Below are 25,096 nucleotides of genomic sequence, written 5' to 3' on the forward strand. Positions count from 1 at the left end.
GGCTGGGGCTGGGCGAACGACTGATGCTCGGGCTGCTGGACGGCGAAGCGCTGGAGCCGCCGCCGCATGAGCCGTCGTCGGTCCACACGTTCTGTGCGTTGTTGCCGGGGATGTCGCCCTGGGTCCACCACTTGGCGGTCCAGGTGTGCCCGTTGTAGGACACGACGGCGCCGCCGTTGTACGCGGTCGTGGAAACCCAGGCCGCGGTCGTGCACGAGCCCGTGCCACCCGACCCGCCGGTGGGTGTGGCGCTCGGAGAGGGGGTCGGCGAGGACGTGGTGGGGCTGGTGCTCGGCGACGGGCTGCCGGAGCCGCCCGGGCCGCTGAGCGAGAAGTCGTCGGCCTCGTAGGCGGGTTGGCCGTACCAGCCGTGCACCCAGATCGTCACGCTGGTCGTGTTCGCACCGGTGTTGAAGCTGGTGGTCAGCTGCTGGTAGCCGCCGCCGCCCGGTGTCCACGTGCTGGTGTCGCTGGTGCCGGTGCCGGTGTCGCCGATGTAGACGTATGAGCCGTCCACCCATGCCGAGAGCGTGTACGCCGAGTTCGGCTGGACGCTCACCGTCTGCGAGCACTGAGCGTCGTCGCTGCCGCTCGGGGTGGCCTTGAGCGCATCAGAGCCCGAGTGCACGGGGCTGGTGGCGACGGAGCCGCTGTCGCTCGTGCAGGACCAGGGCGCGAGGGCGCCGGATTCGAAGCCGGGGTTCTGGATCAGGTTGACGGCGGCGGCTTGCGCGCCGGAGGTCACCGCGACGACGCCGACGGTGGCCAGTACGACGCTGAACGCCGCGCCGGCCGCGGCCAGCGCCCGTCGGCGCGGCTGCCGGAAGCTGGGACGGAGTATGCGTGCCATGACTGCCTTTCCGGTACGAGGCGGCACCGGCGGCGCGCGTGCACGCGACGCGGCGCAGCCGCGGAATGGGTTGAGCGGGCGTACCGGGCGCCGAACCGGTGCGCGCGCTGCGTAGCGGAAGAACGTGTGAAAGAAACGTGGAGCGAGTGCGGTGCTGGTGCGGTGCTGGTGGTGCTGACTGAGCAGTGCCGTACTGAACTGAGGCCGATACCGATACTGATACCGATACTGATACTGATTCTGATACTGATACTGATTCTGATACTGATACTGATGCCAGATTGGACTAGACCAGTCTGTCGGTCAATGGTCCAGACTGCCGCGCGCTCGGCGGGCGGCAGCCGGGCAGCGCACGCCCAGCCGACGCAGCCTACTAACGCAGCAGGTCAGCGCGGCAACACCGTCGTCAGCAGCCGGCATGGAGTTGAGCCGGGATTCAGGTTGCCTTAGGGTGCGCCGCGCCCGACGCCGAAGCTGCACGGACGGGCTCGGCCCGCCGCCCCTTCGGGCAAGCGGAGCGCTCACACGGCGTGTTCTGCGCGGTCGCGTCGTACCGTGCCGGAGTCAAGGCTCGGTCGGGCAGGACACGGAAAGGTGCACAGTGCGCACGGCGACTCGAAACACGGCAGCCCGGTTCACGACGTTCGCGACGTTCGCGGCGGTCCTCGGCGGCTGTCTCGCGGCGGCGGGCTGCGCGACCGGCAGTGGCACGCCCGTCGCCGCGACCAAGGTGTCGGTCACGGCGACACCGCCCGCGGCCGAAGCGGCGAGCGGCCCGGCCGGCGGGAATCAGCCTTCTACGTCCGCTTCCACCACCGCGGCCCCGTTCCCGGTCGCGTGCACCTCGGTCAGCTCGCAGGGCACCTTCGTCTCGCCGGGACCTGGGCAGGTGAGCCTCGGTCAGATCAGCAGGGCGGTCGGCTTCACGGTCGAGACCGCGATGCCGGACACGCAGTCGGCGCTCGGTTTCCACGGCTACGAGAACTGCCGTTACCAGTTCAGCACGCCAAGCGGCGGCGGCCAGCTCGACGTCTGGGTGGTGATCGGCACCGACCCGACGACGACGGCGAACGAGCCGGCGGCCCGGGAGTTCGCCGACACCAAGACGCAGGCGATGCCGCGCTCTCAGCGCGGTTGCACCGGAGACTGCGCGTGGACCGTGTCCCCGACGCCCGGTCTCGGCGACTCGGCGCTCACGCTGACCCAGTCGGGCGATTCCGTGGTGGTCGCGCTCAAGGGGAACGTGTACGTGGAGGTCGGGCCGGGTGACTTCAAGGTGGAACGGGAGCTGTCCCTCGCGAGAGTGCTACTCGCGAACCTGCATTAGGACAAGGGACGCTCAGCCTCAGGACGCCGGGCCGGCTCCCCAGGTGCCGGGATCGGTCCTCCGCCCGACCCTGTAAATGTCCTGCGAGAGCTTCCGGCTGACGTCCGACCATCGCCACGGCAATTCCGAATTGGGCATCTTCGCCCATTGCCTGTCGAGATAAAGCCGGAAGTACTCGCTTCGCGCGAGGCGATCGGCAAGAGTATGGGCGTCGGAAATTACCGTTCGGTATCCCTCGTCAATGATCGACGTATCGGTGACCACGGCGTCTACGTAGGCGAAATAGGACATCAGAATTCGAACCGTATAAGCACCCACCGTCGTAATACGGTAATAGGCACGGACCTGATCTCCAGAGTATCGGGGAGATACCTCGCAGAGCCGATGCTCGGATGCATGCCCAAGCGCGGTGGCAATCTGTTCTGCGTTAAAACCAAGCTGTTGAGCGAACGTGTAAAGCTCGCTAGTGGCAACGTACCCCTCCTCACTGCCGCGTTCGCCAAGCGCCTGAAGCTGGCTTAGCACCAGCGCAAGTAAGAAGTGTTCGCGTCCATCCGGCTGCGTGATCCGGAATACGTTCGCAATCGGAGATGAGTCGGGGTCATAGTAGACAGAATCACCGTAAAGTAACGCACGCAAGAACTCGTGAAGCGGAATCTTGTAGCTTCCGGATGTCTCCTGGATGGTGACGATCTTCCGCGTGTCAATGTGCCCGCTCCCAATGAAGTCCGCCACGAACTTCAGCGCCAGACGCATGTTCCCACCGGCAAGGTTCTCGATTAGCGCTAACAACTCCTGGTTTTCCCGGAAGTTACTCGCAAGGACGCCCAGGAACGCGACTAGACTTTCGCTGTCAACCGTAATTCCAGTCGGATAGGAGCCCAGGCGTTGCGTTTCATTCAACTGCTTGAGAGCGAAGTCGACGCGGCGTTGTAGCACAACATCCGCTCTCGGAGGTGAGATCGTAAAAACGCGCGCCTGATAGCCAGAAAGGGCTCCTTTACGGCTAGACTGATAGAAGGTCTCCGGCCGCAGCGTGACAAATACAGTCGCCGGCCATGTCTGAGCAAGTTCGTTGGCAATGAGGAAGACTTGCTCCTGATCCTCGCTACTCCGCTGATCGATGTTGTCCAAAAAGACAATCAGCTGCCTACGCTGATTCGAGCGCAAATGTTCCAGGCTCGCACGAAGGTGTTCCGCCCCGCTGTCCACCTTGTCTTGCAGAAAGCGGATTCGTGCCATTTCGTACGCGACGATATCGACGTTCTTCAGCTTACCGGCCACGGACTTCTCAAACCGATTTAACGCTCCGTGATAGACGGCTTCAACGAACGAGGCGTCCTCGATGTCAATATCGTACTGGGAATACAGCTGCCGCTTTGACTCGTCTATCACGAAGGCGGAAAGCTGACCGAGCGTAGTTGACGCTCCGAAGTCGATGTACAAACTCAGAGCATTTGCAAAGATGTCGGCGGCATCGACGTGAACGAGACGCTGAATAAACGTCGTCTTTCCGACACCGACATCACCCAACAGCACAATCGGTCGTCGTGATGCGGCGGCCGCGAGCATATCCTGAGTTAAGGCTGGACTGAGCCCCTTCTTCCCCACCAGCGTCGCCAGCTGCGGTCCATCCTCGGCGCCCAGAAGCGCATATCGCGTCTGCAGAATCTGCTTACTGATCTCTGCGTACTGCGACAGTGCTCCACTTGAAGCATAGCAATCGCGCAAAAAATCGTCGCGAAGTTCCTCCAACCTGGCGACATCCTCCAGGAAAAGCTCGCCGAGGATATCCAAACCCGCCTGCAGGTCATTCCTGCGTTTTACGCCGGGATAGTTGGTGAGGTGCCGTGCTAGCGGCTCGGGCGGAGGCGCCTCGGTCAGGCGTAGGGTTCGGTATATTGTGCGCTCATCGATTCCGACCGGAGAAGCATTATCCCAAAGCAGTCGATAATCTGACCGCATATCCGTGAGGCTGGGAAATACCAGCGCCTTCCCCTTCATCGGAGGTACTTGATCATTCCGAGCCCCGATGAACAGCACAAACTGATTGCCATTTGTCACGCCGACCGGCGCAACGCCCCGACGAAAGGCATATTCGGCTACTTGCTCCATCGCCTCCCGTAGGGGCTTTCCAGCGGATCCGCTGGTCAAACTCTCAATGGAATGTACACCCAGCTTTGTCCCGGCGGGGAGGTCGAAATAGACGCCTTCACGCTTGGCCTCAACGATGAACTGAATCGCCGGAGTGCCAATCGCATAATCAATGCGCCCGCTTCCGGCGGGTTCCTCGGCGGTAATGGCTGCCCTGGGCCATCTGAGCACCCGCGTCAGGAGCGCGTCAATCAAGTGCAGCCTAGTGGTCGCCTCGTTACGCGATTGCTCGGAAGCATTGGCCTCAGCCCATTCGATCAGGTCGTCGAGCGCAGCCAGACCTTGATCATAGTCATGGGGCACTGTCGCCCGACCTCCTGCCACGATCGCGAGTGCATGCTGTCAGCGTACCGAGCGTCCCGCCGCGTCTTGCAATCCAGAACGCACACGGTCCCACCACCCGATCAAGAACCTCTGCTGATGGCTGAACTGCTCCACACAAGCAAGATCGCCTGAGGCGGCTCAACCGTTTCGGCACGAAGTCACCGCGTGACGCGGGCCACGAGATCCGCGGAGAATTGTTGAGACCGAGCCAGCCTTGTCGACGCCCGGTTGAGCGGCCGAAGCCGCGGCGTACATTACGCTCGGGATCATGAAAGTACTGGTCTCCACGCCGGTCGGCGAGGCGCGCGTGACCCGGTTTCCCGCGGCGGGCCGCCGCCGCGCGCTGGTCATCCTCGGGCACGGCGCCGGCGGCGGTGTCGAAGCCGCCGATCTACAGGCGCTGGCCGGCGCGCTTCCCGCGCGGGGCGTCGAGGTTCTGCTGGTAGAGCAGCCGTGGCGAGTAGCGGGCAAGCGGATCGCACCCGCGCCCAAGACGCTCGACATCGCGTGGCGTGCGGTGCTCGAACACGTGAATGACGACGACGACCCCAGGGTCCCGCTCATCGTCGGCGGCCGCAGCGCGGGCGCACGTGTCGCCTGCCGAACCGGGTCGGACACCGGGGCGTGCGGGGTGATCGCGCTCGCCTTCCCGCTGCACCCGCCCGGAAAGCCGGAGAAGTCACGGGCCGGCGAACTGTCGGCCACCGGGCTGCCGACCCTGATCGTGCAGGGCGGGCGCGATCCCTTCGGCGCACCCGCGCAGTTCCCGGCGCTGCCCGCGACCCATCGGCTGGTCGGGCTGCCCGCGGGCAACCACGAGTTCGCCGTGCGCAGGAGCGAGCCGCCGGTGCTCGCCACGATCGTGGACATCGTCGCCGGATGGGTCGGCGACCTGGTCGGCACGCCCGGCGCGCCACACGACGACGCCTCCTGACCGACCCGAAGGCAGTCGCGCGCAGGCGGTTGCCGGAACGCTAAGCGGTGAAAGGCCAGGAGTGCGACGGCGTTTCGGTGATCCTCGCACGCAGCCTTTCCGCCCCGAGCCGGTTGAGCCGTCGCCAGGCCGGCGAAGCGTCGGTCATCTGCATCATGAGGTTCCCTTCGAGCGCCGCGGGATCGTTGAACGACTGCGCCACGGTGGCGTCCAGGCCCTCCAACTCCAGCTCGGCGCCGCGCTCGCGCTCCATGTAGTCCAGCAGCTCGTCGGCCAGTTGCTCCAGCCGCGGATCGTCCGGCTCCCAGTCGAAGGCCTCGTCGTAGGCGAGACACAGCCGGCGGAACTGCGGGTCCTCGACATATCCGCGTTTGTGCTCGATGAGCAGCGGCACCAGTTCGGGCATGCGCGCGGTGAGCATGATCCAGCCGTCCCGCTCCGTGCGCACGGTCCGCTCGCTGACGCCCATCGCGCGCAGCTCGTCCAGGAACGCCACGACGCCTCCAGGTAGGAACAGCCGTTCACCGCCGGCCAGTTCGGCGATGCGCCGCCGGTGCCGCTTGAGCTCGCGGACGCGTTCCGCCAAGGCCGCGTCGATCTGTGTCACGGCCTCGGCGAACTGCTCCGCTTCGGCGTCCAGCAGCTCCTGCACCCGCGCCAGCGGCACGCCGGCATCAGCCAAGGTCTTGATGCGGAACAAGTCGATGACAGCTTGCGCGTCGTAACTGCGGTAGCCGGAGGCGTCGCGTTCGGGCTCGGGCAGCAGCCCGCACCGGTGATAGTGGCGCACCGCGCGCACCGTCACCCCGACGTAGCCGGCGAGCTGGCTGATGGTGAGCGTTGAGGTCATCGTCATCCCCCGGCTTGCGTAGGGCCGTCTCGTCTTCGGTCTCGGTTTCTGTTCCGGTCCGGTTCAGGTTCCGGTTCGGTCAGCGTAGGCGGCCGCGTCGGAACACCGTGCGCGCCCACCAGTATCCGAGCGCGAGGATCCCCAGGCACCACGCGAGCGCGATCCACGCGTTGTCACCGATCGCCGTGCCGGTCAACAGGCCGCGCAACGTCTCGTTGACCGGAGTGAACGGCTGGTACTCGGCGAACCAGCGCACCCCGGCCGGCATCGACGCGGCGGGCACGAACGCGCTGCCGAGGAACGGCAGGAACTGGATCAGCATCGGGGTGTTGCTGGAGGACTCCGGGGTCTTGGACACCAGCCCGATCGCCACCGCCAGCCAGGTGAGCGCGAAGCTGAGGAGTTCCAGCAGGCCGATCGCGGCCAGCCAGGCGAGCGGGCCGCCGGTCGGCCGCCAGCCCATCGCCACCGCGACGCCGATCACAAGCGCCGTGGCGACGCTCGTCTGGATCACGCTGGCGAGGACATGCCCGGTGAGCAGCGCGGCGCGGGAGATCGCCATGGTGCGGAACCGATTGATGATGCCCTCGGTCAGGTCCACGCACACGGCCACCGAGGTCGCCATGCAGCCGGAGGAGACCGCCATCAGGATGATTCCCGGTGCGACGTAGTCGATATAGCCGCCGGTGTGCGTCGCGCCCGCGGCGTGCCCGTCGTTCAACCCCGCACCGAGCGTGCGGCCGAGGATTCCGACGAACAGCAGCAGGAGGATGACCGGCACACCGAGCGAAGCCGCGAGCATCGCGGGATAGCGCAGGACATGCCGCAGCGTGCGCCGCAGCATCGTCGCCGAGTCGGCCACGGCGTATGTCAAGCTGCTCATGATGTGGTCTTCCTCTCCGGCTGCGCGGTGCGGTTCTGTTCGTCCGGGGCCGATGCCTCGTGCCCGCGCCCGGTCAGCGCGAGGAACACGTCGTCGAGGTCCGGCAGGTGCACGGAGAGTTCTTCGGCCTCCACGCCGGCGGCGTCCAGGCGGTCCAGCACCTTCCGCAGGGCGCTTACGGCGCCGTCGCTGGGGACCTGAGCCGTGAACGACTCGTCGTCCCGGGCCGAGAACTCCAGGAAGCCGGCCGCGAGATCGAGCGACCGCGCGTCCGCGAAACGAAGCCTGATATGTCCGCCGGGCACCAGCCGCTTGAGCTCGGCCGGGCTGCCCTGCGCGACGATGCGGCCCCGGTCGAGCACCGCGACGTGGTCGGCGAGCCGGTCCGCCTCCTCCAGGTACTGCGTGGTCAGAAAGACGGTCACGCCGCCCGCCACCAGCCGGCGGATCAGCGCCCACAGCTCGCGGCGGCTGCGCGGGTCCAGCCCGGTCGTCGGCTCGTCGAGGAAGATCACCCGCGGCTCGCCGACCAGCGTCATCGCCAGATCCAGCCGCCGGCGCATCCCGCCCGAGTAGGCCATGACCCGCTGATCGGCCGCGTCGGCCAGCTCGAAGCGGCGCAGCAGTTGCTCGGCCCGGCGCCGGCCCTCGACCTTGCCGAGCCGGTGCAGGTCCGCCATCAGGATCAGGTTCTCCCGCCCGGTCAGCAGGTTGTCCACCGCGGAGAACTGGCCGGTCACCCCGATCGCCGCGCGCACCGCGTCCGGCTCGGCGGCCACGTCGTGGCCGGCGACCTGCGCTCGCCCGGCGTCCGCCGCGATCAGCGTGGAGAGGATGTGCACGGTCGTGGTCTTGCCGGCGCCGTTCGGGCCGAGCAGCGCGAAGACGGTCCCCGCGGCGACGGACAGGTCGATCCCGTCGAGGACCGGCTTCTCGCCGAAGGACTTGCGCAGTGCCCGGGTCACCAGCGCGGGGGCCGGCCCCGGCTCGACGATCCCGGCCTGCGGGGACGCGCTCTCGCGCGCCGGTTGTCGTGCGCTCTGATGTGCCATGCCCCCATCGTGGAAGGTTGACCCTACGTCAAGGTCAAGCCAGTGGCGCCCCACTGTGGCGCGAGCCGGCCGCCCGTTGCGTAACCCGGACGCGCGCCATATACGCACACGAATAGACCTGCTTCAGGCCACTGATGGGAACACGGGGCTCCCGGCTAACGCGCGCGCAGACCGTCCAACGCGACGCCGAGAACGCGGTCCATCTGGCGCTCGTCCGAGAACTTGACCATGGTGATCCCGCTGACCAAGCGCAGCACGTCCTCAAACCCGACGTCGGGGCGCACGGCGCCGGCCTCCTGCGCGCGGGCCAGCAGCGGCTCGCCCTCCGCGAACAGCGCCTGGCGGCAGTTGCCGAACACCGCGGTCGGCTGACCGATGGACGCGGTCAACTGCTCGGCGAGCGCGTGCTTCGTACCGACGTAACCGACGTACCGGTGCAGCCATTGCACAAGAGCGTCCCACGGTGACAGCGTCGCGGACAGCTCGCGCGCGCTGCGGCACAGCTCCTCGACCTGCCCGACGTAGATGGCCTCAAGCAGCGCCGGCCTGCTCGGGAAGTGCCGGTAGAGCGTGCCGATGCCCACGTCCGCGCGCCGGGCGATCGCCTCCAGGGTCACCGCGGAGTCCTCGGCGAATGCCTCCCCCGCGATCGCGAGCAGCTTCTCGTAATTGCGCCGCGCATCCGCGCGCTGCGGCCGGCGCCCGGCCACGCTCGTCACAGTCACGGCATCCGCGCTCGTCATGAACCCTTTCCCCTTTCCGGCTTGCTAAGTGGAGGCATCCTCCATATAGTTCTGGAGGGCGCCTCCACTTTATCACTCGTCGAGCTCCCGTCGAAAGGCTCGCCGCATCATGCCATCCTCCCTGTTAACCCGTGCGCCGGCCCGGCATTCCGCGGCCCAGGCGTCAAGCCGCCAGACCACGCGGACGACGCCGTCCCCGCTGGTCATGGCGATCATCCTGACCAGCCAGCTGATGATCGTGCTGGACGCGTCGGTCATCATCACCTCGCTTCCCAAGATCCACGACGCCTTCGGGTTCTCCCCGACCGGTCTGTCGTGGGTGCAGAACGCCTACACGCTCGCCTTCGGCGGATTGCTGCTGTTCGGCGCCCGCGTGGGCGACATCCTCGGACGGCGGCGTGTCTACCTCGCCGGCATCGCCCTGTTCACCCTCGCCTCGCTGCTCGGCGGCCTGGCTCCGAACGGCGCCTGGCTGCTGACCACGCGCGCGGTCCAGGGCATGGCGGCGGCGATCGCCGCGCCCTCCACCCTCGCGCTGCTGATGATGAGCTTCCGCGAGCCGCGCGAACGGCTGCGCGCGATCTCCCTCTACGCCGCCGCATCAAGCGGAGGCGCCAGCGTCGGCCTCGTGCTCGGCGGCCTGCTCACCGACCTGGCCTCATGGCGCTGGGGCCTGTTCATCAACGTCCCGATCGGGATCGCGCTGGTGCTGCTGGCGCCGCGCTACCTGCCGGAGACCGACCGCAACCCGGGCCGCTTCGACCTGGTCGGCGCCCTGAGCTCCACGCTCGGAATGACCGCGCTGGTCTACGGCTTCGTGCGGGCCGGCTCCGACGGCTGGTCCGACCGCGCCACCGTGGCCTCCTTCGCCGCGGCGGTGACGCTGCTGGCCGGGTTCGTCCTGTCCGAGGCGCGGGCCGAGCAGCCGATCATGCCGCTGCGGCTGTTCGCCAGCCGCGAGCGCTCCGGGGCGTATGTCGCCCGGCTGTTCACCGTCGGCGGGATGTTCGCCTACTTCTTCTTCCAGACCCAGTTCCTGCAGGAAGTGCTCGGTTTCAGCGCGCTGAAGGCCGGGTTCGCCTTCCTGCCGATGACCGCGGTGCTGTTCGCCACCTCACGGCTCGTGCCCCGCTTCGCCGGGAACGTCGGCAACGGCAGGCTGCTGGTCACCGGACTGCTGATCGCGCTGGCCGCCATGGCGTGGACCTGCCGGCTGTCCGCGGACACGCAGTACTTCCCGCGGATCGCGCTGCCGATGGTGCTGCTCGGCCTCGGCATGGGCATCGCGTTCATCCCGCTGACCTCCTCAGGCATCGCCGGGGTGGACCAGAAGGACAGCGGCGCGGCCTCCGGACTGGTCAACGCCTTCCACCAGGTCGGCGGCTCGCTCGGGCTCGCCGTGCTGGTCACGGTCTTCGGCACCGCCGCGCGCGACGCGGCACGGCACCCGGCCGCCGGCGTCCCGGCCGCGCTGGCCGCCAGGCAGAACCTGGCGCACGCGATCTCGGCCGCTCTGACCGGCTCGGTGGCCTTCCTAACGGTCGCCGTCCTGATCGTCCTGACCACGGCGCCCGGCGTGGTGCGCCGCAGGGTGCGCCGTACCGAAGCCGTCGCGCTGCCCAGCCTGGACTGATGCACCCGCCCGCGCTGAAGAACGGCACGACCCCCCGACCTCGCCGATTCCCCGATGCGCAAGATCCGCAAGATCCGCAAGAGTCGCCGAACGGCCGAGGACCGGGCAAAGGCTCGAACCCGGTCGAGCGCCCGACACCCGTGACACCGCCGCGACCGCGGCGGTGTCACGCTGTAGATCGGGACGCAACCACCGCATTCACGCCGCCTCGCCCATAACACGAGAAGGGGAAAACCGCCATAGCGCGCAACCGGCTGACCCGCTGCCCGCGTATCATCAGCGACGGCCGTTGACCGTCTGCTTAAGCCATCGCGACCGGCCCTTGTTCGGGAGGACCCTGCATGCTCATTCCACGCATGACGTCACGGCGTGCGGGGGTCCTGGAAGAGACGGGCGACGGGCCGCGACGCGGTGAGCAGACCGCCGGACCGGACCACGAGCAGGACGACGGTCAGGACCGCGGCGAGGACCGGGAACACGACCGGGGCGAGGGCCAGGCGCAGCCCGCGTACAGGCCTGCTGCGGACCCGGATGCGGCGACGAGCACCTCTCGTCCGCTGTGGCTCGACGTGCGCATACCGCACGCCGCGAAGATCATGCTCGCGCTGTGCGTAGCCGTCTTCGGCGCCCTCCTGTATGGGACGAGGCGACTGGACTTCTACTACGACGAGTGGTCGTTCCTCGATGCCGCGAACCGTTGGACCCTGCGCTCGTACTTCGTGCCGCACAACGAGCACTGGTCCACGGTGCCGATGCTCGTCTACAAGGTCCTGCTACTCGTCAACGGCGCGCACAGCTATGTGCCGTTCATGGGGGCGCTGCTGCTGTTCCACGCGTCCGCCGCCTTTCTGCTCTTCGCCCTCGTGCGCCGGCGCTGCGGCGACCTGCTCGGGCTGATGGCCGGGACGGTCCTGCTGTGCCTGGGCCGCGGCTACGACGACATCATCTGGGCGTTCCAGATCGGCTTCCTCGGCTCCATAGTGTTCGGACTGCTGGCGCTGAACCTCCTCGGTGCTCGCCCGGTCGCGGGCCGGCGGCGCGCGGCGGCCGGTTCCACCGCGCTGCTGCTGGCCCTGATGTCCTCCGGGATCGGCCTGTTCTTCCTCGCGGCGGCGGCGCTCGACCTGCTGCTGGACCGCAACCGCCGCAGGCTGCTGTGGACTTTGATCACCCCGTCGGTGGCGTACGTCTGGTGGTACCTCGCCTTCGGCCGGCAGGGCACCGCCGGGGATCACTCGATCTTCACCTTCAAGACGCTGGAGGGGCTGCTCGGCTACACCCCGGCCGGCATCGGTTCGGCGGCGGCCGGGGTCTTCGCGCTCTCCCCGCTGTGGGCGCCGATCGCGTTCGCCGCGCTGACCGCGACCACCGCACTGCTGGTGTATCGCAAACGGCTGAACTGCGGGCTGGCCATTCCCGCCGCCGCCGGCATAGTGCTTCAGTTCACCCTGACCGGCCTGGTGCGCGCCCAGTACGGCGACTCGCAGGCGACGGCGTCGCGGTATGTCTACATAGGCGCGGTGTTCGTGCTGCTCATTCTCACCGAGGCGCTGCGCGACGCGCTCTGGCGCGGCCTGTGGCGCACGGTCGCGCCGATCACGGCGGCAGCGGTCGTGCTCGCCGGGGCGTCGGTGCTGGTGCACCAGGAGCGCATCCGCGCCAAGATGCTCTCGAAGCAGAAGTACGAACTGGAGATCACCTGGCTGTTCCGCGCGGCTCCCGGCCTGAGCCCGAACGTGGTGCTGGACCGCGGTCTGCTGCCGGTGGTCACCCCGGCGCTCTACTACCAGACGCGCGCCCTGTACGGCAGCCCGCTGCCGGAACTGACCGTATCCAAGCTCGGCAGCCTGCCGCAGAACGTGGTCAACAGCGAAATGCGGCTGCTGATGCCGCTGACGGTGACGGTGACGCAGTTCGCGAATCCGCCGGCGGCTGCCGGCCGGGCCGCCGTGCCCGGCTGCACGACCACGATCGCGTCCGGCGGTTCCCTTGACGTGAGCGCGCTCGGCGGCTCGGACGCCGCGGTCCGGCCGATCGGACCGCATGCGTCCAGCCGTCTCACGCTCGGCACCTGGTACGTCGGCGACGCTCCGGACGGCGCTCTTCAACAATGGAACGCCTCCGCGGGCCACGGCCTGCTCATCCGGCTCCCGGACACCGGACTGCACCTGCGCTGGCATCTGAGGGTCGCCGTCGCCGCCGGAAGTCCGGTGATGTTCTGCCCCGGCGGCGCCACACCGGCCACCTGACCGAACCCGCCGCACCCGGCGACCCGGCCCCGAACCACCGCCGGGTCCCCCGACCGGCGCGCCCCCGGCTCACCGCGCGATGCGGCGGGCCGGGGGCGCTGTCCTGTCGGTCAACGACTCACGGTCACGGTCACGGGTAACCGACCACGTCGCTCGGGCCGCCGAAGGAGGAGTCGACCGCGGCGCCGGTACCGTTGATCACCGACTGGATGCCGCCCGAGCCGCTGAGGAACACGGTCAGGATGTCGTGGAACTGCACCCCGGGCGTATCAGGCGCCTGGAACGCCATCGCGTTCTCGATGTCGACGCCCTGGTCGAAGTACGAGTAGCTGCCCATCCCGTAGCCCTGGAAGCCGGTGACCCGGTTCGCGACGTGGAAGGCGGGGTAGCCCTTCTGCGTCGCGCTCGCCATCCAGGACGCCTGATCCGGCACCTCGTACGGGTTCTCGTTCTGGAAGAAGATCACGGTGCCGCGCTGGCCGTTCCACACCGTCTCGTCCTTCTGGAAGTGCTCGACCGCCAGGCCGTACGCCGTCACGCCGTCGCCGTTGACGACCAGCCCCGTGTCGCCCCGGTCACCGGTCCACGTACCGGCGCCCGCGCCGTGGTCCGCGCGCCAGATCCACACGTCGTCGATGATCGAGTCGTTGCTGTTGTCGATGAACGCGTCGGTCACCGATCCGGCGGTGGCGCCGCCGACCCGGAAGAAGACGTCGTCCACGGTCACCGGGTTCGCCGCGTGTCCGAGCGGGAAGCCCTTCCAGCCGATCGTCAGCAGCGCGCGGGACTTGACCGGTCCGGCGTCGAACAGGAGACCGGAGAGGTTGACTCCCCCGACGTCGGCCACGTCCATCGCGACCTGGCCGCGGGTCGGCACCAGGGTCGGGAATCCGAGCCCGATGATCTTCGTGTTCGGCCGCAGCACGTGGATGGTCCGCGGGAACTGATAAACGCCCGGGGTGAACAGCAGGTTGTCGCCGAGCGCGAGCGCGGTGTTGATCTGCGCGACCGTGCTCTTCCCGTCGACGACGTAGAAGGAGTTCAGCGGCAGCGAAGTGCCGGCGGTCTGGGACGCGGCGGACCACGTCGGGCCGCTGGAATTCTGCTGCGGCGCGGGCACGAACACGCGATAACGACCAGATGAGTCAAGGTACAGATATGGCGCCTCCTGGGTGACCGGACAGGTGGCCAGCGTCGTGTAGGGCGCGGGGCCGCCGGACAGGCCGGAGTTCGACGCGAAGCTCTGCGCGGGCGCGCCGGGATCGCCGCAGAACACCTGGTTCCACACCCCGTTGGTCCAGCCGTCCAGCGCGGTGTCGCGGGCGATGTACTGCTGCTGCGATCCGTTGATCACGGTGCCGCCGGTGAACTGCGAGTCCGCGATGAAGCCGCCGCTGGCGTAGTCCGGCGAGCCGTCGCAGTAGTCCATCAGGCTCACGTTGCCGTTGACGCGCACCCGGCGCAGCGGCGCGGCCTGGGAGACCGCCCAGAACTCGGTGTTGCCCTTGCAGCCGGACTGTCCGGCCACGTTGATGGTCAGGTTCGAGACCGAGCGCCAGAAGTTGTCCAGGGCGACGCAGTTGTTCGGCGCGAAACACTGGTTGTAGACGTCGACCGAGCCGTTGATCACGGTGTCGCCCGGGTTCAGGCCGAGCCCCGCGACGGCGGTGTAGAAGCCGACCTGGAAGACCAGCGGATCGGCCGCCGAGCCGTAACTGCCGGGAGCGAACAGGACCGCGTAGCGCTCGCTGCCGAACTGATTGGGCACCTGCTGGTTGGCCAGGCCGTCCAGGGTGGTCTGGATCCGGCTCTGCGGCATGTCGGGGGTGAACACGACCACGTTCGGACCGAGGCTGCCGCCGGTCTTCGGCAGACCGGGGAACCCGGCTGGCCGCGGCGCCGCCTGCTGCGCGGATAGGGACTGCGTGGATAGGGACTGCGTGGATATGGACAGCGTGCCGGTGGCCGGGGCCGCGGCGCTGGCGCTGGTCGCGCCGCTCGCGGCGAGGCCCAGCGCGGCCACGGCCACGGCCAGCGCGCGGGCGGGCCGGCCCGGCCGCACCGGGCCCGCCTGCCTTCGAGGTCTGATCATTCAACAGCTCCGTAAACGATTCCGGTGACGAGCGTACGGACGGTACCGCGGTCAGATGTGTGCTTGGACCCCCCGAAGTCCCGGAGATGGCGCCGGGCGGCGGGGGCCGCCGGAGAGCGCTCTCCATCGCGACAGTGAACACTTGCGTTACAGCCGTGTCAAGGGATGTGCCTGCCCGCGGGCGCGTAGCGGCCGCACTGGCGTGGGTGGCGTGGCGTGGCGCGGCTCGCGGCAACACCGAGCCGGTGGGATGGTGGAGCGGTGGGATTGCATGAGGGACACCGAAGCGACCGCCGCCTGGCCGTCAATCCACTGCTGACCGACGCCGATCCGCTCGGCGCGCTCGAGACCGCGCCGCCCGTGCACCGACTGCCCGACGGCCCGATGCCGCCGCCGATGGCATACCGGTTGGTGCACGATGAGCTGTTGCTCGACGGAAACGCCCGGCTCAACCTGGCCACCTTCGTGACGACCTGGATGGAGCCGCAGGCCACTGCGCTGATGGCCGAGTGCGCCGAGAAGAACATGATCGACAAGGACGAGTATCCACAGACCGCGGAACTGGAGCGCCGCTGCGTCGCCATCCTGGCGGACCTGTGGAACGCCCCCGACCCGCGGACCGCGGTCGGCTGCTCGACCACGGGGTCGAGCGAGGCGTGCATGCTCGGCGGGCTCGCGCTCAAGCGGCGCTGGATGCGCGAGCCCCGCAACGCCGGCCGGTACGCCGCCGGGGCGCGGCCGAACCTGGTCATGGGCATCAACGTGCAGGTCTGCTGGGAGAAGTTCTGCAACTTCTGGGAGATCGAGCCGCGCATGGTGCCGATGGAGGGCGAGCGCTACCACCTCGACGGCGAGCGCGCGGCCGCGCTGTGCGACGAGAACACCATCGGCGTGGTCGCGATCCTCGGCTCGACCATGGACGGCAGCTACGAGCCGGTACCGGAGATCTGCGCGGCGCTCGACGCGCTGCAGGAACGTACCGGCCTTGACATCCCGGTGCACGTGGACGGCGCCTCCGGCGCGATGGTCGCACCCTTCCTCGATCCGGATCTGCGCTGGGACTTCCGGCAGCCGCGGGTCGCCTCGATCAACACCTCCGGGCACAAGTACGGCCTCGTATACCCCGGCGTCGGCTGGGCGCTGTGGCGGGACAAGGACGCGCTGCCCGAGGAGCTGGTGTTCAAGGTGAACTACCTCGGCGGGCAGATGCCGACCTTCGCGCTGAACTTCTCCCGCCCCGGCGCCGAGGTCGTGGCGCAGTACTACAACTTTCTGCGGCTGGGCCACGACGGCTACCGCGCGGTGCAGCAGGCGGCCCGCCACGTGGCCGGGCACCTGGCCGACCGGATCGAGGCGACCGGCTCGTTCCGGTTGCTGACCCGCGGCGACGAACTGCCGGTGTTCGCGTTCACGACCCGCGACGAGGTGAAGAACTTCGACGTCTTCGACGTCTCGCGCCGGCTGCGTGAACGCGGCTGGCAGCTGCCCGCGTACACGTTCCCGGCGAACCGCGAGGACCTGGCGGTGCTGCGGGTGGTCTGCCGCAACGGATTCTCGATGGATCTGGCAGACCTGTTACTCAACGACCTGGACCGGTTGCTGGTCGAGTTGCGCCGGCAGCCCGGTCCGATGGGCGAGCACGGTGTGGAGAACCGCAGCGCCTTCCATCACTGAGCCGGGGCCGAGGCGACGACGGCCGGGGTCGGCGCGCGGACCCCGGCACCGTGCCAGAGCCCGACCATCTCGGCGTATTGCGCCGAGCGTGCGGCCAGGTCCTCGTGCGTGCCGAGATCGGTGCGCTCGCCGTCGAGCAGCAGTACCCGGTCCGCGCGCCGCGCCGAGCCGATGCGATGCACGACCAGGACCAGCGCGCCCGGACGCTCGCGGAACGCGGCCTCAGCGCGGAGTTCCGCGCCTTGGTCCAGGTGGCAGGTGGCCTCGTCGAGCAGGAGGAGCGGCGCGCGGGAGAGGTATCCGCGCACGAGCGCGATCAGTTGCCGCCCCCCGGGGGACAGCCGCGCGGGTACGAGGTGCGCGTCCAGGCCGCCGAGCGAGTCGAGCAGCGGCGCCGCGCCGATCCGCTCGGCCGCGGCGCCGATCTGAGCGTCAGTCGCATCAGGACGCAGATAGACGAGGTTCTCGCGCACCGTGCCCGCGAAGACGTATGCCTCCTGCGGAAGCAGGGTTCGAAGGCTTGGCAGCCGCGGTGCGGGGATCGCGGCCAGCGGTTCACCGAGCACGGTGACGTGGCCGGCGTCCGGACTGAGCAACCCGGCCAGCAGGTTGACCAGCGTCGACTTGCCGGCGCCGCTCGGCCCGACGATGGCGAGGCGTTCCCCGGCGGCGATGCTCAGGTCCAGCTCGGCGACAACCGGATCGGCCTGCGGTCCGTAGCGGAACCAGAGCCCTGATGCAGCGAGCACGGGCCGCCGCGACGTCGCGATGCGCGGTGCGGTGGTGCCGTTACCGTCCCCGGCGTCCACGTCCGGCTGCACCGGGCCGTCCTGCGCGAGTCCGCCCTCCGCGAGCCGGCGGACCGCTACGGACAAGCGCAGCGCGGAAGCACCGACACCCTGGACCAGAGTGCGCAGCGCGGGCTCCAGGTTCACCGTCACGTATGTCAGCGCCCCGACCAGCGCCCCAACGGTCAGACCGCGCCGCAGCAACGACTGCGCGGCCAGCAGGATCAGCAGCAGCGGCACGTTTCCGCCGAACACGACGATCGCACGCCGCGCGGCGCCGAACCCGGCCAGGGCGCGGCTGAGCCGGTACTGCTCGTCCACGGCCGCACCAACGCTCGCCGCGACGCGCGGCTCGGCGCCCGCCGCCGTGATATCCCGCAGCGCCTCGACGCAGGCTCCGGTCAGCTGCGCGGCCCGCTCCTCGGCCAGGAACGCAGCACGCTGACGCCCGATCATCGGCTTGAGCAGCACGGCGAACCCCAGCAGCGCCAACAGCAGCGGCCCCAGGACCACAGCGGCGAGCGCCGGTGCGAGCGAGGCCACGCCCAGGCACACCGCGACCGCGGTCGCCGCGAACTGCCGCACCACCAGCAGTTGGCCGGCGACCACGTCCCGAACGGTCTCCACCTGCCGGGTCAACCGGGCCACCGGCGCCGCGCCGCGCGGGCCGCTGTCCGCAGTCCCGTCGCAGGCACGCGTTAAAGCCGCGCGCACCAGCGCGGTCACCAGCGCGTCGCGCAGCGGCTCGACCACGTCGCCGAGCCGCGGATACACCGCCCGCGTGCCCAACGCGCCCAGGGCGGTCGCGCCGCCGAGCGCCAGCAGCCAGAGCAGGCCCACCGCCGAGCGTCCGCGCAGGAACCCCTCGTCCAGCGCGGCGGCGACGAAGCGGCCGGACACCAGTGCGGGCGCCGACTCCAGCACCGACCAGGCCAGCAGCGCCGCCAGCGCCCGGCGTCTGCGCAGGACCTCGGCCGCGACGAACCGGGCGCCGCGGGTCGCGCCCGGCCCCGCCGGTGCGCTCGGCGCGGGATCGCGCTTCACGCGCGGACCTGCGTCTGCGCGTCCTCGTCCGCGCCGAGCAGCGCGCGGTATTCGGGCTCTGACCAGAGCTCCCGGTGCGGGCCGAGCGCCCGCAGCCTGCCGCCCTCCATCCAGGCCACCAGGTCGGCGCGGGCCGCGGCGGCGGCCCGATGCGCGACCACGATCCGCGTGCGGCCCGCCGTCGCGCAGCCCATGGCCGCGCTGACCCGCGACTCGGTGACGGTGTCCAGCGCCGCGGTCGCATCATCGAGCACGATCACACGCAGCGTCTCGCCCGTGCTCGCCAGCGCCCGCGCCAGACCCAGCCGCTGGATCTCCCCGCCCGAGAACGGCGCCTGTTCCAGCGGCGTCTCGTACCCCTCCGGCAGTTTCCTGATGAACCCGTCCGCGCACGCCGCCCGCGCCGCGGCTTCAACCCGCTGCGGATGCCCGCCGAGGGCGATGCTGTCGCGCACGCTCTCGCCGACCGGCGCCGGCCGCTCGAAGGCGTACGTGACCGCGCCGCGCAGCGCCGCGCGGGAGAACTGCGGCAGCGGCACGCCGTCGAGCAGCACGGTGCCCGCGTCCGGGTCGAGCAGCCGGCCGGCGAGCGCGGCCAGCACGCTCTTTCCCGACCCGGCCGCGCCGACCACCGCCAACTCGGTCCCGCCGCGCACGACCAGATCAAGCCCCTCAATCACCGGTCCGTGTTCGCCGTGCACGGCCACCTGCCGGAACACCAGCTCCCCCGGCCCTTGCGGCGGCAGGTCACGGCTGCCGTAGCCCGGCCGCGGCAGCTCGTCCGCCTCGGCCAGGCGCAGCGCCGCGCCCCGGGCTCGCGAGAGGGCCAGCGCCGCCTGCGTCGAGGAGAAGAAGCCGAGACCGAGCGCCGCGTAACTCGCCGCCGCGAGCACCTGTCCCGCGGCGAGCCGCCCCTGCACCAGGCCCAACCCGGCGACGGCCAGCACCGAGCTCTGCGTTATCGCGAAAAGCAGCATGCTGCGCCAGCCCGCGACCCGCTGGCTGCGCCAGAGGCGGTGGCCGACCTCGGACAGCCGCGGGACCGGCGCGAGCACCCGCGCCGCTTCGATCTCGCGGGTGCCCGATGCCCGGATGGTGCGGATCCCGGACAGGGCGTCGAGCAGGCGGGCCGCGATCTCGCTCTGCGTGTGCTGATACGCCGCGGCCAGATCAGCGGTCTGCCGTACGAAGGCCCGCAGAATCAGGACCCCGACGGGAACGGTCACGGCGAAGGCCGGCACGAGCCGCCAGTCGATCAGGCCGAGCGCGACGATGCCGCCGGCCGACATCACCAGGTCGGCGGCGGCGGTCACCAGGGCGGTCGGCGCGTTGGCGGCGTCCGGGGCGGAACCGACCAGTCGGCCGACCAGGTCGCCGGGGGCGAAGCGGCGGGTGGCCGCGGGCCCGGCCGCCAGGATCCGGTCCAGCAGGCGGTGGCGCAGCGAGGCCGTCGCCGCCGCGGCGCAGTACGGCCGGCCGAACTCGGCGAGCAGGTCCGCCGCCAGCAGCGCCGCGAGCAGGACGGCGAAGCGCGCGATCGGACCCGTGGCGCCGGCCGAGGACCCGGCCACCGGGCCGGCGGCCGTCGTGACGGCGTCGATCGCGCGCGCAAGAGCGGTGGGTAGCAACACCACCAGGACCGATCCGGCCAGCGTGCCGGCCGCGGTGATCAGGGTCCAGACACGGTGGCTTCGCGCGACCTCCAGCAACAACCGGTCGGCACGCCGCCGATCCGCCGCGGTAGCCGCGTTCGCCTCCATATCCGCCCCTCGGCTGCTTTCGTCCTTCGGCTGCTTTCGTCCTTCGCCCGGGCCGGGCCGTCCGCCGCTCGGGAATGCGTCCCGGCGTTCCCCGCGCTCGTGGCGCGGGGAACGCCGGAGTTCTCTCTGCTATGCCCGGTGGCTACGCTTCGAGCCGGGCCGGGCCGAGCCCGCTAGCTCGCGGACCGTCAGACGCAGAGGATCACGCTGGTGGTGCTGATGCAGCTGAGCAGGCTCACCGTGGACGCACCGCCGTGGTTCTCGGTCACCGGAGCCTCCATGCCCTGCAGGTCGAGGATCGCCATGATCTTCCGCCTTTCTGGTTGGGTTGTGCTTGCGTCCCACGGCCTGCCGGCCGCGAGTCTTCGTGGGCACCGCAGCCCGGGGCGCTCAACGCGCCGCCGCGGTCTGCGGTGCCTTCCCCGTGGGTGTTGTCGCCGTCGAGCCGCCGCGCCCGAAGAACGGCAGGGCGTCGCCGGCCGCGAGCGCGGCGTTGAGGGCGAGCAGGATTCCGGCGCCTCCGGATGCCAGATCCATCGAGAGGCGCAGCAGTTGGTCGCCGGGGAACGCCAGGTGTCCCCGGTAGGACATCGCGTGCCATGTCAGACGCCGGATGTGCCGCTCGATCACCGCGTCGAGATCGAGCCCGCCCGCGTCCGCCGCGGCGTCGCGCAGCCGGGTCAGATACGTGATCATGCCCGCGCGGCCGTTGAACAGGCCGGACTGGATCACGAACTCCACGTCGCAGGCCCTTGCGATACCGGGTTCGAACGCGGCGAGCGGCGAATCCGGGCGGTGGGCCAGGTATTCGCGCAGCACCAGGCCGATGCCGGCGCTGCCGACCGCCACGTACGGCAGGACTCTGGTTCCATCGGCCAGCTGGACGGTGCCGTCCGCCATGTTCCGGCAGGCGTCCAGGTCTCGGCGCAGCGCGTCTTCCGCCAGGTCGAGCAGCCCGGTGTCGCCGGTCTCCTCGTACAGCCGCACCGCGAGCAACGCCGCGCCGGACGCGCCGTGGACCAGTCCCTCGCGCGCCTCGCCCAGGCGCTCGGCGCGCCTCTCCCCGGCCGCCGCGAGATGCGCGGCCAACCGGTCCGCGGCGAGCAGCGCCGAGTCCCGCCAGGCGCTGTGCCCGGTCACCCTCGCGAAGTGCAGGTCGACCAGGCCGATCCCGGCCAGCCCCTCGGTCAGGTCCGCCACCGCGTCGCCGATCCCGGACGCGGTCATCTTGGCCTCGGCGAGCCGGTCCAGCAGGTTCAGCGCCGCGTCGCGCCGGCCGAGCACGTCCAACGCGTAGGCGGTGCCGTGCGTTCCGGTCAGCGCACCGGGGGTGACCGGGTCGCGCCGGCTCGCCTCGACAAGCCAGTCCACGTGCGCGGGATCCACCTGAGCGCCGCCGGCGTGCAGCGCGTAGAGCACGCCGGCCGCGCCGTAGGCAAGGCCATGGCCGTGTCCGCCGCGGGCGAACTGCTCGATGTCGCCGGGGAAGAGCCGATCGGTCCGCTCTGGCGTGGCGGCGGCCGCGATCGCCGCGCTGAGCGAGGAACGCAGCGACGGCCAGTCGTGCGGCCCGTCCGGGTCGAGCAGCGTCGCGACGTGAGGATCGGCCGTCACGGTCGGCGGGCCCGACCGGTCCGGCCCGGCCTCCGGCACCGCCGCGTGCAGGTAGCCGGTGTCGAAATAGCCGTCGGGCAGCGGGAAGTAGCGTTGGATCGAGGCCATGAGCTGCCCGGCCTTCTGCCGGTCCAGGTGCAGCATCGCGACCACGGGCAGCAGCATCCACAGGCGCAGGCTGGCCAGCGCGTAGCGGTCCACGTCGAACCCGCGCAGGCTGCGCGGCGCCGCGAACCCGCCGGCGCCCAGGCGGGGCGGCGTGTAGTCGTCGACCGGGGAGGCCAGTTCGAAGTCGAGGAAGACCACGCCGCCGTCGGGACGGAGCATCACATTGTTCGGATGCAGGTCGCCGAACACGACGCCGCGCTCGTGGACCTCTGCCAGCGCCCGCGCGACCCGGTCCGCGGTGCGCACCGCCCAGGCCGCGTAATCGGCCAGCTTTTCAGGGCTCTGCCCAGGATGTACGAGCGGGAAGTCGCGCACGAAGGCCGAGTTGAGCGTCTCGCCCTCGACGAAGGTCTCGACGAGGAAATGGTGCTCCCACGCGGTCGCGTATTCCACCACCCGCGGCACACAGCCGAGCCCGCGCAGCCGGTCGAGGATCTCGCGCTCGTGGCCCAGCCTCGCGATCGCGTCCACGCCACCCTGATCAAGACCCGAATACGGGCGTCCCTCCTTGAGCACGACCTTCCCGCCGCCGGCCACCGCCGCGTCGTTCGGCCGGGCCAGGTAGATCCCGCCGCCGTTGGAGAAGTGCAGCACCCGCTCGATCTGGTACGGCAGCTCGAAACGCTGCGCGTCGCGCGCGGCCAGCTGCGGTTCCAGGAATGCGGGCAGTTTCACCCATTCCGGCAGCGAGAAGACCGGTCCGCGCCGATCGGTCACCAGGCCGCCGTCCGGGCGCCGCAGCGCCAGTTCCCGCGCCCCGCCCTCGCCGACATGGTAGAACTCTGCGAACGCGCCGTAACGCGTGTAGAGCGGGCCGGCGTTCCAGCGCAGATCGCTCAGGACATAGGGACCGGGTTCGCCGCCGACCAGCGCGTCGAGTTCGCTCAGCGTGCGCTCGAGTTCGGTCTCGTCCACCGGGTAGAGCGTCAGCAGTTTCCCGCTGGCGCCACGCGGCGCGTACTTGCTGTTCTGCATCAGCAGCGCCGCGGGGCCGCGCAGGAATTTGAACGCCACCCGCCGACCGATGCAGTACTCGTATACCGTGTCCACGATCCGCTCGGCGTTGTCCGGCGTGGCGGAGACATGGATCTTCCAGCCCTGCACCGGCAGGCGGGCACCGTCGGGCTGACAGACGCACCACAGCCCGTGCCACGCCCGGGTCCAGCCGGCCGGCACCGCGGCGGCGGTGGCCGGGAAGTCGGCGACCGCGCGCTGCCAGCGTTCCGGTGTGTCGTAGAACACCGGATCCGCGAAACAGAACGGCTCGTAGCGTACGTCCATTGCGAGGCGAACCTCCACGGTCCTCGTCCCCACCCGGGTCCTCGTCCCCGACCCGATGCGCGCCGAGCGGCCCGCACAGGCTTCAGTCCAGCACGCCGCTCTCGCGATCGCCGCGCTCCCGACCAAACGCCGTCCAACCTCCGACCGGACGCCGACCAACGGCGCCCCGCGGCCGCCCCGGCGGCGCCACATAAAGAAACTCAACACGACCGGGCCACCCATACGAGTGAATTTGCAGCGCCGGTGTCACCCGATCGCACTACCGCGCGTCGGCTGCTTCGGCGCAGATTAACGGCGCATTACGCAGCGCATCGGCGTGACGCTCAGTGATCGAAGTTCGCAATGCGCACCGACCGCGCTCTTCAACTAACAATCAGAGTTCTTTTACATTCGAAGGCGTGACTCGTGACGCCAGTACGGACTGTCTTCGTCGTGAGGAGGTGCCGGCAGTGAGTTCGTCAGCCGACGACTCGGGCAGCCGGGAGGGGGCCGCGGCGCATCGGCTCGGGGCGGCGCTGCGCCTGCGCAGGCTGGAGATGGGCCTTTCCCAGCGGCAACTGGCCCGCTTGATCGGCCTGTCAGCGCACAGCAATCTGGGTGACTACGAACGCGGTCAACGCATTCCGCCCGGAGACATCGTTGTCGCCTGCGAACAATTGCTGTCGGTCGAACCCGACTACCTGCAAGCGCTGCGCCGCGAGGCGCTCAGCGAGCGGGCCCGGCGGCTGTGCAGTATTTATGACACCGCGGCGCGGCCCGCGATCCGGCGTAGTCCCGACTGACGAAAGAGCCACCGTTGCCGGAATGCGCGGCGCCCGGCCTCAAAAGGCGCGCATGGCCCATCCGAACGCGCCGGCCGCCCGAACCACCGAGGAGCGGGTCGCACCGGCGTAGGCCGCCACCCCCGGTGGGCACCGGCTGACAGCCCTCGATCATTAACCTCGCCCTAAGACGGATTCAGGGCGGCGGCGCGCATCCGCGGAAGGGTACGGACGAGCGGCGTGCGGTGGTGAGATGGGCCGCGGCGCGAAGGCCGCGCAGCCGCCGACGCACCACTGCGGCATTGCCGCGGCGTCATCCGGCTTCTCGAACGCGGCTCAGCTCGGACTCGGGCTCGGGCCGACGATCTGGACCTGGGGGGTGTATCCGTTCCACGTGGCGAAGACCGAATACGTCGTCGAACCCTGGCTGAAGTCGACGCGCAGCCAGCCGGCCGCCGACCAGTTCTGCACCGAGTATCCGGCGGCCGGGGTCGCCGAGACCAGCGTGACGTGGTGGGCCGAGATCGCGAGCACCACGGCGCCCCCGGCCGTCTCGTACCGGGACAGCGAACTGCTCGGCGACGGCGTCGGCGAGGACGCCGTGGGCGAGAGGGCCGGCGCGCTCCCGTGCGCGCGCGAAGGCGCGGCGCCCACCGCCGCCCGCGCCGAACCCGTGGCGGGCCCGGCGTCCGGGGACGGCAGCGGCGACGGGCCGGTGCGGCCCTGCGCTCCGGCCGCGAGCACCGCCGGCGGGGTCTCTGCCGCGGGTAGCAGCACCGAGTCCACGCCGAGCCAGGCCACCGCGGACGCGATCGCGGTCGCCCCGGCCCAGGCCGCCACCGCGAGCGGTGCCCGCCGCGCGGCGGCCGCCCTGTTCACGCCCACTGGTTCCCTCTCACCCGGCCATGGAATACG

The 25,096-nt window shown here is 70.0% G+C and carries 18 protein-coding genes; 6 read left to right on the plus strand and 12 right to left on the minus strand.

Going from position 1 to position 25,096, the window contains the following annotated elements; translation table 11 throughout:
- Positions 1–850: carbohydrate binding domain-containing protein (locus KGA66_RS31000; protein WP_211468430.1), on the minus strand; the 850-nt coding region annotated here is incomplete at its 3' end.
- Positions 851–1,451: 601 nt separating this feature from the next.
- Here KGA66_RS31000 and KGA66_RS13685 point away from each other — a divergent pair.
- A complete protein-coding gene (locus KGA66_RS13685) occupies positions 1,452–2,177 on the plus strand; it encodes a hypothetical protein (protein ID WP_211468432.1) in 726 nt (241 codons plus the stop codon).
- A gap of 18 nt (positions 2,178–2,195) precedes the next feature.
- Here the strand turns inward: KGA66_RS13685 and KGA66_RS13690 are convergent, their stop codons facing one another.
- Entirely contained in the window at positions 2,196–4,634 is a 2,439-nt protein-coding gene (locus tag KGA66_RS13690) for a hypothetical protein (protein ID WP_211468434.1), read from the minus strand.
- A 289-nt stretch (positions 4,635–4,923) separates the two neighbouring features.
- Between KGA66_RS13690 and KGA66_RS13695 the strand changes: the two genes are divergently transcribed.
- Positions 4,924–5,589, plus strand: coding sequence for an alpha/beta hydrolase family protein (locus tag KGA66_RS13695; protein ID WP_211468436.1), 666 nt, complete (start codon positions 4,924–4,926; stop codon positions 5,587–5,589).
- 40 nt (positions 5,590–5,629) lie between these two features.
- On the opposite strand, the gene KGA66_RS13700 is transcribed toward KGA66_RS13695, so the two are convergent.
- From KGA66_RS13700 to KGA66_RS13715, 4 genes are all read right to left on the minus strand, one after another.
- Entirely contained in the window at positions 5,630–6,439 is an 810-nt protein-coding gene (locus KGA66_RS13700; RefSeq protein ID WP_211468438.1) for a MerR family transcriptional regulator, read from the minus strand.
- Between the two features lie 79 nt (positions 6,440–6,518).
- Positions 6,519–7,322: an ABC transporter permease gene (locus KGA66_RS13705; protein WP_211468440.1), complete on the minus strand. Its 804-nt coding sequence runs from the start codon at positions 7,320–7,322 to the stop codon at positions 6,519–6,521.
- The gene (locus KGA66_RS13710) at positions 7,319–8,374 is read right to left on the minus strand and encodes an ATP-binding cassette domain-containing protein (protein ID WP_211468442.1); all 1,056 of its coding nucleotides are present in this window, start codon (positions 8,372–8,374) and stop codon (positions 7,319–7,321) included. Before KGA66_RS13710 ends, KGA66_RS13705 begins: the two co-directional genes overlap by 4 nt.
- A 155-nt stretch (positions 8,375–8,529) precedes the next feature.
- Positions 8,530–9,117, minus strand: coding sequence for a TetR/AcrR family transcriptional regulator (locus KGA66_RS13715; RefSeq protein WP_211468444.1), 588 nt, complete (start codon positions 9,115–9,117; stop codon positions 8,530–8,532).
- A 205-nt stretch (positions 9,118–9,322) separates the two neighbouring features.
- Here KGA66_RS13715 and KGA66_RS13720 point away from each other — a divergent pair, with 205 nt between their 5' ends.
- Entirely contained in the window at positions 9,323–10,750 is a 1,428-nt protein-coding gene (locus tag KGA66_RS13720) for an MFS transporter (protein ID WP_211468446.1), read from the plus strand.
- 356 nt (positions 10,751–11,106) lie between these two features.
- Positions 11,107–12,999 carry a hypothetical protein gene (locus KGA66_RS13725; protein ID WP_211468448.1) on the plus strand — a complete coding sequence of 631 codons (1,893 nt, stop codon included), beginning with the start codon at positions 11,107–11,109 and terminating at the stop codon, positions 12,997–12,999.
- A gap of 130 nt (positions 13,000–13,129) precedes the next feature.
- On the opposite strand, the gene KGA66_RS13730 is transcribed toward KGA66_RS13725, so the two are convergent.
- Positions 13,130–15,091 (minus strand): pectate lyase-like domain-containing protein, encoded by a 1,962-nt coding sequence (locus KGA66_RS13730; RefSeq protein WP_211468450.1) that lies wholly within the window; start codon positions 15,089–15,091, stop codon positions 13,130–13,132.
- A 261-nt stretch (positions 15,092–15,352) separates the two neighbouring features.
- On the opposite strand from KGA66_RS13730, the gene gad reads away from it, so the two are divergent.
- Positions 15,353–16,765, plus strand: a complete 1,413-nt coding sequence (gene gad / locus KGA66_RS13735; RefSeq protein ID WP_312886904.1) for a glutamate decarboxylase — start codon at positions 15,353–15,355, stop codon at positions 16,763–16,765.
- Here the strand turns inward: gad and KGA66_RS13740 are convergent.
- The 4 genes from KGA66_RS13740 to lanKC form a co-directional block, all read right to left on the minus strand.
- Positions 16,759–18,597, minus strand: coding sequence for an ATP-binding cassette domain-containing protein (locus tag KGA66_RS13740; protein ID WP_211468452.1), 1,839 nt, complete (start codon positions 18,595–18,597; stop codon positions 16,759–16,761). The two genes, gad and KGA66_RS13740, sit on opposite strands and share 7 nt — an antisense overlap.
- Positions 18,594–20,357: an ABC transporter transmembrane domain-containing protein gene (locus KGA66_RS13745; protein WP_211468454.1), complete on the minus strand. Its 1,764-nt coding sequence runs from the start codon at positions 20,355–20,357 to the stop codon at positions 18,594–18,596. Before KGA66_RS13745 ends, KGA66_RS13740 begins: the two co-directional genes overlap by 4 nt.
- A gap of 188 nt (positions 20,358–20,545) precedes the next feature.
- Positions 20,546–20,662, minus strand: coding sequence for a SapB/AmfS family lanthipeptide (locus tag KGA66_RS13750; protein ID WP_211468456.1), 117 nt, complete (start codon positions 20,660–20,662; stop codon positions 20,546–20,548).
- An 85-nt stretch (positions 20,663–20,747) separates the two neighbouring features.
- Positions 20,748–23,420, minus strand: a complete 2,673-nt coding sequence (gene lanKC, locus KGA66_RS13755; protein ID WP_211468458.1) for a class III lanthionine synthetase LanKC — start codon at positions 23,418–23,420, stop codon at positions 20,748–20,750.
- A gap of 449 nt (positions 23,421–23,869) precedes the next feature.
- Between lanKC and KGA66_RS13760 the strand changes: the two genes are divergently transcribed.
- Complete coding sequence (locus KGA66_RS13760; protein ID WP_211468460.1) at positions 23,870–24,202, plus strand: helix-turn-helix domain-containing protein; 333 nt, start codon at positions 23,870–23,872, stop codon at positions 24,200–24,202.
- A 315-nt stretch (positions 24,203–24,517) separates the two neighbouring features.
- Here the strand turns inward: KGA66_RS13760 and KGA66_RS13765 are convergent, their stop codons facing one another.
- Positions 24,518–25,060, minus strand: coding sequence for a hypothetical protein (locus KGA66_RS13765; RefSeq protein WP_211468462.1), 543 nt, complete (start codon positions 25,058–25,060; stop codon positions 24,518–24,520).
- Between the last annotated feature and the right edge of the window lie 36 nt (positions 25,061–25,096).

Origin of the sequence: Actinocrinis puniceicyclus (genome assembly GCF_018283645.1) — a bacterium.
Taxonomy (GTDB): Bacteria; Actinomycetota; Actinomycetes; order Streptomycetales; family Catenulisporaceae; genus Actinocrinis; species Actinocrinis puniceicyclus.

Bases quoted from the DNA above. Each gene is read 5' to 3' on its own strand.
- KGA66_RS13745 (WP_211468454.1), bottom strand. From the start codon at position 20,357: ATGGAGGCGAACGCGGCTACCGCGGCGGATCGGCGGCGTGCCGACCGG.
- KGA66_RS13705 (WP_211468440.1), bottom strand. From the start codon at position 7,322: ATGAGCAGCTTGACATACGCCGTGGCCGACTCGGCGACGATGCTGCGG.
- KGA66_RS13730 (WP_211468450.1), bottom strand. From the start codon at position 15,091: ATGATCAGACCTCGAAGGCAGGCGGGCCCGGTGCGGCCGGGCCGGCCC.
- KGA66_RS13725 (WP_211468448.1), top strand. From the start codon at position 11,107: ATGACGTCACGGCGTGCGGGGGTCCTGGAAGAGACGGGCGACGGGCCG.
- KGA66_RS13710 (WP_211468442.1), bottom strand. From the start codon at position 8,374: ATGGCACATCAGAGCGCACGACAACCGGCGCGCGAGAGCGCGTCCCCG.
- KGA66_RS13695 (WP_211468436.1), top strand. From the start codon at position 4,924: ATGAAAGTACTGGTCTCCACGCCGGTCGGCGAGGCGCGCGTGACCCGG.
- KGA66_RS13720 (WP_211468446.1), top strand. From the start codon at position 9,323: ATGGCGATCATCCTGACCAGCCAGCTGATGATCGTGCTGGACGCGTCG.
- KGA66_RS13700 (WP_211468438.1), bottom strand. From the start codon at position 6,439: ATGACCTCAACGCTCACCATCAGCCAGCTCGCCGGCTACGTCGGGGTG.
- lanKC (WP_211468458.1), bottom strand. From the start codon at position 23,420: ATGGACGTACGCTACGAGCCGTTCTGTTTCGCGGATCCGGTGTTCTAC.
- KGA66_RS13750 (WP_211468456.1), bottom strand. From the start codon at position 20,662: ATGGCGATCCTCGACCTGCAGGGCATGGAGGCTCCGGTGACCGAGAAC.
- KGA66_RS13715 (WP_211468444.1), bottom strand. From the start codon at position 9,117: ATGACGAGCGCGGATGCCGTGACTGTGACGAGCGTGGCCGGGCGCCGG.